At 49.9% G+C, this 13,642-nt stretch carries 11 protein-coding genes and 6 pseudogenes; 1 reads left to right on the top strand and 16 read right to left on the bottom strand.

Translation table 11 applies throughout. The features are described 5' to 3' along the window. Positions 1 to 62 precede the first annotated feature (62 nt). The 14 genes and pseudogenes from FKQ60_RS15665 to FKQ60_RS15730 all read right to left on the bottom strand — a co-directional run bounded on the left by FKQ60_RS15665 (position 63) and on the right by FKQ60_RS15730 (position 12,125). Positions 63 to 491, bottom strand: coding sequence for an AcaB family transcriptional regulator (locus tag FKQ60_RS15665; protein ID WP_170906726.1), 429 nt, complete (start codon positions 489 to 491; stop codon positions 63 to 65). A gap of 435 nt (positions 492 to 926) precedes the next feature. Further along, positions 927 to 1,108: pseudogene (locus FKQ60_RS15670) on the bottom strand (hypothetical protein); the annotation flags it as partial. Positions 1,109 to 1,191: 83 nt separating this feature from the next. Then, positions 1,192 to 1,344, bottom strand: a pseudogene (locus FKQ60_RS15675) (type IV conjugative transfer system protein TraL); the annotation flags it as partial. A 173-nt stretch (positions 1,345 to 1,517) separates the two neighbouring features. Continuing rightward, on the bottom strand, positions 1,518 to 2,624 hold the full coding sequence (locus FKQ60_RS15680; RefSeq protein ID WP_170906728.1) for a Fic family protein: 1,107 nt from the start codon (positions 2,622 to 2,624) through the stop codon (positions 1,518 to 1,520). A gap of 299 nt (positions 2,625 to 2,923) precedes the next feature. Further along, on the bottom strand, positions 2,924 to 3,406 hold the full coding sequence (locus FKQ60_RS15685; protein ID WP_212752451.1) for a cytochrome c: 483 nt from the start codon (positions 3,404 to 3,406) through the stop codon (positions 2,924 to 2,926). Positions 3,407 to 3,455: 49 nt separating this feature from the next. Beyond that, positions 3,456 to 6,560: an efflux RND transporter permease subunit gene (locus FKQ60_RS15690; RefSeq protein WP_170906729.1), complete on the bottom strand. Its 3,105-nt coding sequence runs from the start codon at positions 6,558 to 6,560 to the stop codon at positions 3,456 to 3,458. Continuing rightward, on the bottom strand, positions 6,557 to 7,864 hold the full coding sequence (locus FKQ60_RS15695) for an efflux RND transporter periplasmic adaptor subunit (RefSeq protein ID WP_212752452.1): 1,308 nt from the start codon (positions 7,862 to 7,864) through the stop codon (positions 6,557 to 6,559). The genes FKQ60_RS15690 and FKQ60_RS15695 overlap by 4 nt, the downstream gene beginning before the upstream one ends. A gap of 29 nt (positions 7,865 to 7,893) precedes the next feature. Next, entirely contained in the window at positions 7,894 to 8,511 is a 618-nt protein-coding gene (locus tag FKQ60_RS15700; protein WP_170905465.1) for a TetR/AcrR family transcriptional regulator, read from the bottom strand. 397 nt (positions 8,512 to 8,908) lie between these two features. Beyond that, positions 8,909 to 9,222, bottom strand: a pseudogene (locus tag FKQ60_RS15705) (IS3 family transposase); the annotation flags it as partial. A 134-nt stretch (positions 9,223 to 9,356) separates the two neighbouring features. After that, positions 9,357 to 9,539 (bottom strand): hypothetical protein, encoded by a 183-nt coding sequence (locus FKQ60_RS15710; RefSeq protein ID WP_170905466.1) that lies wholly within the window; start codon positions 9,537 to 9,539, stop codon positions 9,357 to 9,359. Between the two features lie 1,002 nt (positions 9,540 to 10,541). Next, a complete protein-coding gene (locus FKQ60_RS15715; protein WP_170906731.1) occupies positions 10,542 to 11,075 on the bottom strand; it encodes a GNAT family N-acetyltransferase in 534 nt (177 codons plus the stop codon). Next, a complete protein-coding gene (locus FKQ60_RS15720) occupies positions 11,072 to 11,341 on the bottom strand; it encodes a DUF1778 domain-containing protein (RefSeq protein ID WP_249374298.1) in 270 nt (89 codons plus the stop codon). The genes FKQ60_RS15715 and FKQ60_RS15720 overlap by 4 nt, the downstream gene beginning before the upstream one ends. A 218-nt stretch (positions 11,342 to 11,559) precedes the next feature. Continuing rightward, positions 11,560 to 11,847: pseudogene (locus FKQ60_RS15725) on the bottom strand (type II toxin-antitoxin system RelE/ParE family toxin). Beyond that, positions 11,844 to 12,125 carry a type II toxin-antitoxin system Phd/YefM family antitoxin gene (locus FKQ60_RS15730; RefSeq protein ID WP_170906733.1) on the bottom strand — a complete coding sequence of 94 codons (282 nt, stop codon included), beginning with the start codon at positions 12,123 to 12,125 and terminating at the stop codon, positions 11,844 to 11,846. The pseudogene FKQ60_RS15725 and the gene FKQ60_RS15730 overlap by 4 nt, the downstream one beginning before the upstream one ends. A 526-nt stretch (positions 12,126 to 12,651) precedes the next feature. Here FKQ60_RS15730 and FKQ60_RS15735 point away from each other — a divergent pair. Next, positions 12,652 to 12,930, top strand: a complete 279-nt coding sequence (locus tag FKQ60_RS15735; RefSeq protein WP_170906734.1) for an IS66 family insertion sequence element accessory protein TnpB — start codon at positions 12,652 to 12,654, stop codon at positions 12,928 to 12,930. 148 nt (positions 12,931 to 13,078) lie between these two features. Here the strand turns inward: FKQ60_RS15735 and tnpA are convergent. Continuing rightward, a pseudogene (gene tnpA, locus FKQ60_RS15740) lies at positions 13,079 to 13,490 on the bottom strand (IS200/IS605 family transposase). Between the two features lie 57 nt (positions 13,491 to 13,547). Beyond that, a pseudogene (locus FKQ60_RS15745) lies at positions 13,548 to 13,642 on the bottom strand (IS5/IS1182 family transposase); the annotation flags it as partial.

A 13,642-nucleotide genomic window follows, 5' to 3' on the forward strand; every position in this document is an offset into this window, starting at 1 on the left:
AGACGGAAGGGTCGCATGCTTATCGCTTAAATAAAGAGAATAAAGCGATTCATCAAGGTCTTTTAATGCCCACAATAAGTCGAAAGTGAGTCGACTTTGGAAGCTAATTGCGTGAGTTTAAACGTGGACGAGTCTGAAATTTCTAACGATGCGTTAAAGTAAGTTAGCTTGGTTTCAAGTGAAAACTCGATGCTCTGAAGCTCTTCTTTGTAATGCGCCGATAGATTATTAATAGCATTTTCTATATCGAAAACCAGTTGATCAGCAAACGGATCATCATCACGAACTGCATTTAAAATTACTTTAATCTTGCTGTCAAACCAGTCTGCACCACTGATGAAATTGGTTTTGTTTTCACCTCTTTTTTCTTTTCTGCTGAACAAAAGTGCTGGTGCGTCTTTGGTTAAAAAAGTCACATTTAAGTGCGGTATTTCTGGTTTTTTTTTGCGCTGTCGTGGTTTTTTTATCTCAGGATTGTATTCGATATTCACAGAGTCACTCTCTTTTATGTTGCTTTATTTTTTATAGCGTCATTCACTTTTAACTCTCCGATTTACTGATTATCTGGTAGATCGTTTCATCTTTCTTTTCATTAATTTTAATGCCTGATACTTTGGAGATTTCTAGTATCACCCTTACATTTTTTAAACCCAATCGAGTTTGAATCATCAACTTTTTATTTTATGGCTTCGATGTTTTCACACACGTCGTTGATTATGTATGCTTTAATTTTTTTTTTTGACATTCTGCCTAATTCATCTTGTTTTTTATTCGTCAGTGCCAATTTTTTTCCTCACAAGCGGCTCGAAATGTTGTTATAAGACTCAAACATTCAGGCTGGGAACGAGCCTAAAAATGCGGCTTAGACTTTCTTTTTGAAACGCCTTCGAAAGGTGTAGCGTTGAGTGGAAGTTGTTCATCTCAATCTTAATTGGCCACTGCTGACCATCAATAGCCAAGGTAATTTCACGCGATGGAATACGACGAGGTACTAAGGTGAGAGATAATGCGGGTGTCTCCTGATCTGGTGGAGTTATGTACGGTGATGCCGGTGACTCTTTGTCAGTGGCGATATATACACATGACCCTTGATTTGCGTCTGAGCATCTCTAGATGGTCCAGAAACCAAGGAATAACCAGTCACAAAGACATGGTCGGTTTCATACTCATGCTCCACTTTTCTGGATCGTAAGTTGTCACCAACCCCAACAAACATAAAACCAAGGCATTACCGATAAAAATGCTGATCACTAGCCCTAATGGAATTGGGGCCACCTCATCGGTACTCGAAAGCAGGAAAGGCGGCGGGTCATCGTTATAGGAAGAAATATTCACAGGTTCCATAGTCACTCCTCCTTGTTGGAATTGAGAAGTGAAGAATGCCTTGGGATGGGCTGGATATCGAATTATTGATGGTTTTGAGGTGATTTAGGGTAATTGGCAGTTTACGTTCAGACCCAACTTACATGATGCAGAAATTATTAACTTCGAGGCGTATTTCCTCAATGCTCACGTTTTCAACTCAAGTGCGCGAGCTTATACCGAGTGCTACGCCCACCGGCTTCACTTTTTACTACGCAACCAAGCTCGACCAAAGCCGCTAAATGACGAGAAGCGGTTGGCTTACTCACTTTCGCCACTTTATGATATTGCGACGTATTAATGCCTTGGTCAAAATCCCCATCAAGCATTCGATTGAGCACTTTTACTTGCTCCGAGGACAGTCGTGTTTGATCGACATTTCGCCAGAAGTTTGTTTTAAAAACCGTTTGGTCGATTTCTTCGAGCACATTGGTGAATGTTTCACCTAAGGTGTTTAAAAACCACATAAGCCAAGCGGTAATATCAAGTTCACCTTTCTGGGATTGCTCTAATATTTCGTAGTAGCTTTTACGATTGGCTAGAATCGCCACTGACATTGCATAGAAACGGACAGATTGGTGCTCAGCCTGGGCCAGCGCCAAATCAGTGAGTAAGCGGGTGATCCTGCCATTGCCGTCATCCAAAGGATGGAGCGTCACAAACCAGAGATGTGTTATCGCAGCTCTAAGTAATGGATCTAAAGTTGGGTTCTCACGAGAGTCATTAAACCAGCGGATGAACACGTCTAGTTCGGACTCAAGCACATCTCGGCTTGGTGCTTCAAAATGTACCGTGGGTTTATCAATCCTACCCGACACAACCTGCATAGGCTCTTCGCCGCGCAACTGCCCCCCTATCACAGGATTAAACATGGTGTAACCTTCAGGAAACAGTCGTTTATGCCATTGTAATATTCTCTCAAGTGAGAGCGGCGAGTCTAAATTCTCCACCGCATCTAGCATTATTTCCGCGAGGCCGTCAGTGCGTTCAGTGGTTGGAAATGGTTTTTCTTCACAAAGACCGAGCTTATTAGCCAACGACGAGCGAACAGAAAAAGCGTTGAGCTTCTCACCTTCAATGGCACTCGAATGAATAATGTTCGCCAATAGCGTGTCTAACATACTTTGCTTTTGGTCTTTAGGTTGGCTCGACATCTTGCCCAACAACATCCCTTGGTGAAAGCGAATGTCTCGTAATTTGGGGTCAATGACTTTTTCATCCCAGATAAAGTTTGGCCAATTAGCTTGTTGCCAGATCCACATCTTGTAGCCTTTTGATTTAAATAATAGCACATTCGAATCGTATCATGATTCGAATAAAGCCCGCAATCAAATCTTATTATGATATGAATAATGCAGATATTCATATCATAATAAGATGTTATCATCCTGTCTTAGTAGCCATTAACCTAGGCCTCATATCTTCTTCTGCAAGTGACTTAACGCCAATTCAGTAGTTGACGAATTTTCACTCAGCCAAGGCATGTCGGTCAGATGCTCCAGATCTAAAAAAATCGAGTCGCGCAAAGACTCATCTGCAGCTATTCCTCAGCACCCTGTTATCATTTGCCGTAAAAAAGGGCTCTGAACCCTTCCTTAAACTCCTGATGGCAGGCTAGACAGTGGTTCTGTACCCGAGAAAACGCCTCGATTACTTCTTGGCCATCCGCCTGACGCGCCTTTTCGCCCATATCCCTGACGGCTTCATGCACCTGCCTGTTATATCCCCGGAAGCGTGCGGCATCGGTTCCCACAAAGCGCAATATACGTGTCTTTTCCGCGAATGGCGGCTCGGGGTGTTCGGCAATTAGGGGCGCGATTTCAGCTACCCGTTCCCAGTTTTCCCGGGATATAGCCTCAACAACCTCGCGCATGTTTTCATCAAGTTCGCGCATGATGGAGCGAAGCACTAGTTCCTCACTGGAACTTTTCTGTTCTCTCGCTGAGTGTTGAGAGACATTGTCAGCACTGGCCAAGAGCCAAGCCGACTGGGCTGTCAAGGCGAATTGTAGAACGATTTTGGTGCTGTATTGCCGCAAGGTCATGGTTATCTCCTGTTTTGACGAGCAAGTATTAGCAGGTTTCACGTGCCAGCTATGCTGTTGATGGCTCGGTCGCCTGTACCCACCCCCAGTCGTCCAGCAGCACGTAGAGCGCCGGGATCACCAACAGCACGAGCACGGTGGCACTGAGCAGGCCGAAGACCACTGAGATCACCAGTGGCTTGATGGCCGCCGCCTGAGTGCTGGTTTCTGCCAACAGCGGCAACAGCCCTGCGATGGTGGTGGTGGACGAAATCAGGATGGCGCGCAGCCGGTCGCGACTGGCCTGGCCAGCGGCCGCCACCGCATCCAGCCCGTGATCGCGGTGTGTCTTGATAAAGTGAATCAGCAGAATAGCGTTATTGACCACGATCCCCGCTAGAGAGGCCGCGCCTATCAACGAGGGCATGGAGAGGTAATACCCCATAAGTACATGCCCCCAAATAGCACCGATGAAGGCCAGCGGGATAGACAGCATGACGATCAGGGGTTCAACGTAGCTGCGGAACTGAAAGGATAGGATCACGAAGATACCCACCAGACCGATCAGCAGACCGCGGCCGATGGAGCCGCCGGTCTCGGCGGAGCTGGCTACCTGGCCCTCCAAGGAGAGCTCCACCTCGGGATGACGCTCGCGGAATTCGTTCAGCCAGCCGCTGCCGACGAGATCCTCAACGATGGCCTGACCACTGGCCTGACGCGCATCCACGTTAGCCTCCACGGTGACGGTACGCCGCCCATCGATGCGGGTGATGCGCGCCCAGTCGCGCCGCTCCTCGACGTTGGCTACCACTTCTAGGGGCACCCGGCGCCCATCCGGCAGGACGATAGTCAGATCGGCCAGGTCGTCCAATGAGCTCCTGTCAGCTTCGGCCAGGCGGATCAGCATCTCAACCTCTTGGTCGCCGATGCGCTGAGTGTTGGCGATCTCCCCCAGCAGCGCTGCGCGCAGCTGTCCAGCCACCTCTTCGGCGGTTAGCCCCAGGCCGTGGGCGCCCTCAGCCATAGAAAAGGTCAGTTGAGGCTTGCCTAAGCGCAGATCGTCGATGACGTTGTAAACGGCCGCGTAGTTGCCGAGATGCTCGCCTAGCTCCAGCGCTGCCGACTTCATAGCCTCCAGATTCTCTCCCACCAGGCGCACCTCCACCGGCACCCCAGCGGGGCCGAAGCCGGGCTTCTGAATAATCAATCGCTGAAGCCCCTCGATCTCACCGATAGCTTCACGCCAGGCAGCGGTCAGCTCCTCCAATGTCACTTGGCGGCGCTCGGCGGTCAGCAGGTCGACGATGACGGTGGCTACATGGGGGCCAGCCTCGCGCGCGCTGGGGTTGTGGTTGAAACGCACCTGGATCGCCTCAACCAAAGATGCTCCACCCGGCTGGTCCTGAGAGTAGCTGGCATTGAGCTCACGAATTGCCGCTTCGACTCGCTCGGCCACTGCCTCGGTACGCGCCAGCGGTGTGCCCTGGGACATCAGGATACGAGCCTCCAGCACATCGCCGTCGATATCCGGCATTGCCTCACTGCCCACGTGCCCCCCGGCTATGAAGCCGAAGGAGCCCAGCATAATGGCAAAAATGGCCCCCAGCACAGCATGCCGAAAACGGATTGCCCCATCGGCGAGCCGCCCTACCGTCTCGCGGAATCTGTCGAAATGCCGTTCGAAGGCGGCACGGAAACTTGAGTCTTGACCACTGGCGAGCCGCCCCACGCTGCCCTTTAGGTGGTGGGGTAGGATCCAGAACGCCTCGACGAGGCTTGCCGCCAGGGCAGCAATCAGTACCACCGGCAGCACTTCAAGCACCGCTCCCAGCTCACCGGCTAGGAAGGAGAGCGGGATGAACACCGCGACCGTGGTAAGAAACGACGAAAGTACACCGGGTAACACCTGGCGGGTACCCGCTACCACCGCTTCCACCGGTGAGGCCCCTTTAAGGGCGTGGACGGCAATGCTGTCGGTGATCACGATGGCATCATCCATGACGATGCCGATAGCCATCAGCAATGCCACCAAGGTGATCATATTCAATGACAGCCCGGTCAGGGCCATGACGATGAAGGCCCCCATGAAGGCCGCAGGTAGGCCCAGAACGGCCCACAGGGCCAGGCGTGGATGGAAGAAGAGGCTCATCACCAGCACCACCAACACCAGCCCCATCAAGCCGTTAGTCACCAGCATCTGCAGGCGGTCGCGAACGATACTGGTCGCATCTTGGGTCAGCGTCAGAGAGATGCCCCCGTCGAATCGTTGCCGTTCCGCCTCAACTAGCGCGTCTAAGGACTCCTTAACGGTAAGAGCATCGTCTCGCAGCGCTTTGCTCACCTCCAGCACCAGCGCCGGCTCACCGTTGAAGCGGATTCGCTCTTCAGCATGCTCACCGGTCTCGCTGATGGTGGCCAGCTCGCCCAATGTCAGTTCGCCGCCGCCAGCGTCGGAGGCCACTACCAGGCCGGCCAACTCGGCCAGTGAGCGGCGTTGGTCGGTGAAGCGCAGCAGGATATCGCGATTGGCGGTTTTCAGGGTTCCCAGCGGCAGATCAAGGTTTTGACCAGCCACTCGGCGCGTCAGCTCCTGTGCCGAGAGACCGTGCTGGCCTAACACCTCGCGGGGCACTTCAACCTGCCACTGACGCCGGGACTTCCCGTAGATCACTACCTCAGCCACGCCGGGCAGCGTCATGATCCGCTCTTCCAGGCGCAGGGCGTAGTCCTCGAGCTGGTGCATTGGCATGTCGCCAGACACCGCTACTGCCGCAACCATGTCACTGCGGTGAAGCTCCCTCACGACGGGTGAGTCGGCGCGGGCCGGCAGCTCGGTGATGGCATTCACCTCGGTGTCGATCTCATTCAGGAAGCGAATTGCATCGCCCCCCGCAGACATGGTTGCCGTGGCACTGGCCAGGTTGTCCTGAGCCACACAGCTGAACTCATCGAGAAACTCCACGCCTTTAACTGCATCGTGCAGGCGCCGACACACGGCGTCCTCGACGTCGGCGGCGCTGGCCCCGCGGTAGAGCACCTCCACTGACACTTCTACCGGGCGATAGTCGGGGAAAGTTTCACGCTTGAGGTGGGGCGCAGCGAAGAGGCCTGCTGCCAGCAGCAGGATCAGCAGCAAGTTGGCGGCGGTGGGGTGAGCGGCAAACCAGCGAATCATGGCTGCTCTCCCGCTGGCACTTTGCCCCGGGCCTGGGTGGCCAGACGCGCCTCGGCGGCCTCGTTCCGACGCACGGAGAGTGCCATTCCCTCGATGGCCGGCTGCAGGTCATCGAGCACCACCCGCTCGCCCGGAGTGAGGCCCGACTCGATCACCGCCAAGTCTCCCTGTTTAAAGGCTACAGACACCGGGCGTCTGACCAGGCGATCCTGCTCGTCGGCCAGATAGAGCTCGCCCTGGTGAAGCGCTGAAGCGGGTACCAGCAGCTGCGGCTCAGGGCTGGGGGCCGAGAGACGCACCCGAGTGTACATGTCGCGCTGTAATGGCGGATGGTCAGGTGGCCGGGCATCGCGCCAAGGCTCCTCAACCCTTATGACTACTCGCACTGCGCGGGTGGCCGGGTCGAGGCCGTTGGCTACACGCACCACCCGACCTTTCCAGCTAACCCCGGGGGCTCCGACCAGTTCCAGCTCAGCATCGATCGAATCCAGATCGATGCGCTCGCTTAGATCCAGGGTGCCGGGCTTAAGCTCGACTGGCGCCACACTGCCCAGGAGGCGTCGTACCATGCTGAAGGGAATGCGTGCCTCCACCTCGGCAGCCGTTAGGCTATCCGCCTCGAACAGCCGCTGGCCCGCACCCACGAAATAGTGAAGCTCTACGTCTATCTCACCGAGGCGCAGGTCATAGGGCGCCTCGAAGCGGGTATCCGCCAAGTCACGGCGCGCCTGAGCAAGACGCACCGATGCCCGCTCGCGCTGGGCTGGCAGCAAGGCCAAAGTATTCTCCAGAGTGGCCACCGCCTGGCGCTGCCCTACAGTGCTGCGACGTTGAGCATCACGCTGAGAAGTGGAGACAGAACCGGTGGCCGCCAGCCGTTCGATTCGTGTAAGTTCTTGCTCGGCGAGATCGAGTGCCTGGCGTTCCAAATCCAGCAAACGCCGGGTATTAGCCTCCTCGGCCTCGAGCTGTGTCAACTCCGCCTCGGCCTCGGCGATGGCCAGCTCGTAGCGACTCGGGTCCAGCGCCAGCAGCAAGGTGCCTTCGCGCAGCAGGGAGCCGCTCTCCAGATTCGGGTGGCGCGCCACCACTCGGCCCGAGACGTTGGCCACGGCCTGCCAGGTTTCGACAGGGCGCGCCACGCCGTGGCCACGTGCCTCGAGACGAAATGCCAGCGGCTGCGCCTCGATCACCGCCACCGCCGTGGGGAGCGGCGGCGTGTCACTTCGCTCCGGGGGCTGGCTGTTGACCACGAAGAAGACAAGCAGCACCATACCCATGGACAGGCCAACGACAACCGCCAATATGTGCCCCAAGCGTTGGGCTAGACCTATCATGAGTGATCACCTCGCTCTTGCAGAATACCGTGACAGTAAAGGTGGAACGTCCCCTCGGCCTGTTCGGCCATATGATTGATATTGCCGATAATCAGCGACTGCATGACCAACCCCTGGATGGTGCCGATGAACTGCGTGGCGGCCGCCTCAATATCCAGATCCCGACGTAGCTCGCCAGTCGCCTGCGCTTCGTTCAGCAATTTCTCGATCCGCTCACGGTAGCGAGACAGCAATGAGCAAACCATACGGCGGGCTGGTGTGGGTCTGGCGTGCTGCAACTGCCCCATCATCAGCCGGGGCACGCCCGGATGCTCGACGATAAACGTGATATGGGCATGGAACATCGCCTTGAGCACAGCCAACGGGCTGTTCGCCGAGGCAGAGGCTTTATCCAGCCGCTTCATCACACGCTCGGCCACACTACCGACGACCGCCTCCCAGATTGCGTCCTTGCTTGGAAAGTGGCGGAACAGCGCACCTTGGGTGACCCGCATGTGCTTGGCGATGCTGCTGGTGGTGATATTAGCTGGATCATCCTGCGCGCTCAGGTCGATGACCGCGTCGATAGTGAGCTCCCGGCGTTCTTCAGCCGTCAATTTACGTTTCTGAGTCATAATAAGCCTATAAGATAGTAATTGGTTACTATCTTATAGCGGCCCAGTCTACGACACAACCAGATTCTGATTGAGGGCGTATTCGATACGTAACTACATTCAGGTCGATCCGTCAGAGACCTGCACTGCGCCCATCTAGCCGCTGATTGAGAGCAAAAGGCCGCTCAGGCTGCAAGGCCATTGGCATGATATTCGTCACCAGGGCATTCAAGGATTCGCACGACTTGGCTGAATCGAATTTTTTCATCAGCCTTTCGTGAACCTCTCTCGGGATGTGAAGCAGCAGCTGCTTTGAGGCACTCGCCCCAACTTTTCCTGCCAACTAGGAAATACGGAGAGAGCGAAGCTTGTGCAGGTGTTCGTAAAACATCGGATACACCACTTAATCCGGATACCCAATCATTTTAAGTTTTGATTGTCGCGAATGAAGAAATCCGCAGCCTTTTTTAATATGTCATTGTCCCTAAGCGCTTGTTTCAGTTGACCATCAAGGAGTTGTATTTTCCGCTGGTCTTCCGTTAACGCTTTAACATTCACAGGTGTTTTGCCTTGTAATTCCGCCAGATATTGCACTTTCCATCTTGAAACAGCCGACTTGCATGCACCCGACATTTCTTCAATTTGTTTGTTGGTGTAGCCGTCTTCAATCATCAGTTTGGCGTATTCAAGTTTTTGCTTTGGACTGAATACGATATTGTCTTTTCGGGTCATGTAAACTACCAGTTAACTTTTTCTTATATTAAGCTATAAATCACTCCAGTTTCATTAAACCATTACAATGTGCTGGGTAATTTATGAGGGGATCCTTCAGCGCCCAGTCAGGGTTAGCCTGCTGATCGTTAATTTTAATCAATGATTTTTTTATTCGCATCCTCTCTCTCAATGAATTTCTGCAAACTCGCTAAAGTTGCTAGTGGGATAATGAAAGCTGAACAAATTAATAACTTAAGACAAAGGCGACCGTCCTTTCTGAAAGGCCAACCACACATACCAATCAATACAACAACTAACCAATCTGAAGCGCTCATAAATCTATCTCCTATAAAAAATTTAAAACCAGTATAAATGCTATTCCAATTAAGCAACCCCCTGATAGAATAAATTTGTGTAAGATTTCATCGAATTTAGTAGTAACTCAAGCTTCATCATCAACTGCCGTATCAAGCGCTACGCTTTAAAGAGCAGCGCTTGAAAGTCAACATTAAGGTAATCAGACTCTTTGTTTAAAAATGTATTTTCGCTAGTGAATGCAACATAAAATCCGCCAACCCCTTCGATATGAATGATGTTTTTTGCTAGCAAAGCGAAGGTGGCGTATTCAACATCGTTGAATTAATCAAAGAAAAAGCCTTTCAACTACTGGAATATTTCGCTTTCTTTATCGTTCCATCGACTTTCGTAAATATCACCAATCGAAATTTAAACGATGAGCAAAACAGAAATAAATAGGCTTTTACCCCTTGCATTAAAAAAAGTCGTGATATTCTGATGTTAACGCTGGGAATACCCCTAGACCTTTTATTTATTGATAGGTGATTTATGATCAGGTTTAATTTTATTGCTAACGGAAAAGTGAATGTGAATGGCGTTATCTTTGTTGGTTTAATGGCAGGTTCCACGCTGTACTTCAATTCGCTTTTGCTACCATGGTTGCACAATTCAATGGATGTGAGTCCTTTCCTTTTGTATCCACTGATGATTTACGCTTGCTTGTTCATGACAACGCCATTGATTAGCGGTTTTTTCATGACTTGGTTTGCTTATAATCATTTGGATTACGGGCTTTTACACGCTAGCGTATTTTCCTTAATCCATCTTGGTATTTGCTGTTACGCGCTGGATAACCCCAACACAGTGCGGTGCTTCGTCATAAAAGATCTGAAAGGTTCAGGTCGGTGATATTTTGCAGTATAGACAGGTTCCCTCGACTATCGGTTTATACCCCTTTAACAAAAGGTGCTTTTTATCGTTTTCCTGAAAGTCTGGTAATGGGTTGACTTGACGCCATAGTCTCTTGTTACATTCCTTGCCTATTGATTAAAAAGCTGTTCTACCGTTTTCATTGGTAAGAACATACGAATACGCCCATTATGTTCGCACAATACTTCAAAGCCGAACTTCGTATAGAACGCTTGAGCCGAATCTGTCAGACAGTCCACAACAATTGCGTATACCCTCATGTGATGATTCACTTCCCACAAGTACTTCAGTGCGCGAATTAGACTAATTTTTCCGAGCCCAGAGCCATGATACTCTTTGTGCACAGCTAATTGAGCCAAAAGAAAAACAGGGATTGGATACCTAGGAAGTTTCTTTGCTAGTTGGGCCGGCAATGTTTCTCGACTGATTGAACTCGGTGCAACACTATAAAATGCACAAATAGCGAATTTTTGATTTAACAGTGGGTGAGCACTAGGTAAAACCATTGTTCGGCTAATACCTGCTTGCATGTGCTTTGCAGCTTGAGTTTTGATAAATGTGTTTAGCTCTTGCTCACCACAGTCAAATGAGTCGCGGTCATGCTTTGATTTACTAAGTTCTACAAACTCTTTACCCCAACTCACTTGATATCACTCTTATCTGTAAATTTAACCGCTTCAAGCAAAGCTTGATTCGGTGCTTTTACTTTATTACACGCAGCCATAAACTCGTCAAAGACACTGTCTTTAACCATAATACTTTCATGCTCCTCAATAACATGAGTCGCATCTTCGTCCATAAGTCTCACTACATATTCAGTGAGACTTTTTAAACCAAGTAAAGCCGATGCTTTTTCGGCCTTTGCCTTGATCTCTTCATCAAGGCGGATATCTAAACGTGCCGTAGCCATAACCCCTCCTACGTACGGATACATTCCGTAACCTGAAAGATTATAGTGCAAATTTAAAGCACATTCAATTAGTACGGGAAGTTTACGGAACGAGAGAGAATATAACGCCCGGTTAAGGGGCAACCAACGCTACTACCAACTTTACGCATAGCACCGTAACCACAAAAATCAACGCACAGTAAAAATGCCACGCGTTGGTTGTCTCTTGAAGCGTTTGTTTATACATCGTGTTCTGTGAGCAATTGACGACAGTTACGAACTGTCAGAACTCGTATTTCGTGGCCTAAACTGTAAATAATGCGGTAATGACCAAAAATTATTTCACGGTAGTTTGTATGAGGCATTTCAGGAACCATTCGCCCCATTTATGGCATTGAGCCGAGTAAATCCGTCTTGTCGAACACATCATTGACCCACTTTTCTGCGGCTGGTGGGTTATCCAAAGTAATAAACTCTGCAGCATCACCAAGTTTTTGTAACACTAGAGGTGACCAAACTACTTTCATTTGATGAGGTGTCCCAGAACTTGTGAACGAGCATCTTCGTTTGATACACCTAAACCCGCAGCCAATTGAGCTTCTGCTGTACGTATTTCTTCAAGTAATTCGATTTTCTCTTGCATTGCTTCATACTCCGAAACGTCAAGAACAACGGCTACTCCTTTACCTCGTTGTGTAATAACCAATGGTCGACGAGTCTCATTGATCTGTTTAATAAATGATGCAACGCCAGCACGGAACTCAGACAAAGGCTGAATATCTTGATCAAGGTGAATACGGCTCATAACGAACTCCATTTAGTACAATTTAATGTACAAATAATAGTCCAATTGAGATATTCGGGCAAGGAATTGATTCTGTGTTATAACTCGACTTCTGCGTCGCTTAGCACGTTTAACATGATGAATATCGTGTGCCCAAGAGCGTAACGTTTCGCGCTTAATGGCGTGCATATTTCGGAGCATTCCGATCAGTCATTTCGGTTTAAACCGATCACTGATTCCGCGATTATCCGATCACTTTTAGCCTAACTCCGAAATCGGTGATCGGAATAGCGAAAACAGCGATCGGAATGTCCGAAATCCTACCTTTTTCTCTTTTAAATCAATAGCTCGCTATTCTTTACTTCTTAAACAAGAAAGTAAGGAAGCGACCATGACAAAAAAGAGAACTCCAATGAACAAAATCAAAGAGGTATTGTAAGCGCGTCATAAACCCCGCATTCTAATCACCTAACACGAATAATAAGATCAAGTCTCCAACCATAAGGAGGTTTGAAATGGGAAACGACGCACCAATCAAGAATGGCAAATGCTTATCGAACAATCTGAATCGAGTTCACTGTTGACACTCGCGTTTTGTGAGCTCAATGAACTCAATCCCTCAACGTTCTATGCCAAGCGCCAGCAACTCAACAAAACTGACGTATCTCTAGGCTTTGTCCGAGCTGAAGTCGTCGAAAAGACGACGAAGTATCAAGCTCAGAGTGCAACAGCTAACATGACGCTGCTCGTCAATGATGTTGAGTTGAGCATTGCGCAAGGCACGCCAGCGGCCTATCTTGCAGAGCTTATCGGTGCGTTGTCATGAAACGCATGCTCAGCGCTCCAGAGATTTACTTGTATCGTGAAAGCGTCGATTTCAGAAAGTCCATCAACGGTCTCGCTGCCATCCTAAATGGCTAGGGTACTCCCTGCGAAGGAGCAGGGAGGGGAATAGCCAAAGGTGCGATAGCACCTTAATGCGGTCTATCCTGTTGCTCGATGTATTGGCGGATCACCGTTAATGGCGCACCACCGCATGTTCCAGCAAAGTAAGAACGACTCCAAAGAACAATTCTTACCAAATGCCCCTGCTACATCATTAAACTCTCTGCGAATCCTCCTCGAACTGGTTGCTTTTAATGAGTTAACCAGTTTTGCAACGCTAGGTGTTTTCGGGGATGTCGATATTAGCAAGTGAACATGATCAGGCTCACCGTTAAATTCCTTTAACTCCGCATCAAAGCCAAAGCAAAGCTCCTTAAATGTGGCTTCAAGGCTTTATAAGTGCAAATCACCAAACACTTTCTTTCTGTATTTGGTTACGAAAACGATGTGTAAATGTAGTGAATAGCAACTATGCCGACCTTTATTAAATTCCTCACTCACTGATATTGCCTTTTTGATTTAAATGACTAGGGCCTGTTGATCTTTGCTGTTTATAATTCAGCCAACCCACATTGGCAGCCATATAAGGCAGCAAGCCAAGGCCAGTGTACTTGCATAATTCCGGGCTAATTTATCATACCTTGTTGCTACTG

The sequence above is a fragment of the Vibrio sp. A11 genome (assembly GCF_013048705.1).
Lineage (GTDB): Bacteria > Pseudomonadota > Gammaproteobacteria > Enterobacterales > Vibrionaceae > Vibrio > Vibrio metschnikovii.

What these genes read in the sequence shown, in the direction of transcription:
- FKQ60_RS15680 (WP_170906728.1), bottom strand. Translation starts at nt 2,624, where the DNA reads ATGTGGATCTGGCAACAAGCTAATTGGCCAAACTTTATCTGGGATGAA.
- FKQ60_RS15685 (WP_212752451.1), bottom strand. Translation starts at nt 3,406, where the DNA reads ATGACCTTGCGGCAATACAGCACCAAAATCGTTCTACAATTCGCCTTG.
- FKQ60_RS15720 (WP_249374298.1), bottom strand. Translation starts at nt 11,341, where the DNA reads ATGGCTACGGCACGTTTAGATATCCGCCTTGATGAAGAGATCAAGGCA.
- FKQ60_RS15730 (WP_170906733.1), bottom strand. Translation starts at nt 12,125, where the DNA reads ATGAGCCGTATTCACCTTGATCAAGATATTCAGCCTTTGTCTGAGTTC.
- FKQ60_RS15690 (WP_170906729.1), bottom strand. Translation starts at nt 6,560, where the DNA reads ATGATTCGCTGGTTTGCCGCTCACCCCACCGCCGCCAACTTGCTGCTG.
- FKQ60_RS15700 (WP_170905465.1), bottom strand. Translation starts at nt 8,511, where the DNA reads ATGACTCAGAAACGTAAATTGACGGCTGAAGAACGCCGGGAGCTCACT.
- FKQ60_RS15710 (WP_170905466.1), bottom strand. Translation starts at nt 9,539, where the DNA reads ATGAGCGCTTCAGATTGGTTAGTTGTTGTATTGATTGGTATGTGTGGT.
- FKQ60_RS15735 (WP_170906734.1), top strand. Translation starts at nt 12,652, where the DNA reads ATGCTTATCGAACAATCTGAATCGAGTTCACTGTTGACACTCGCGTTT.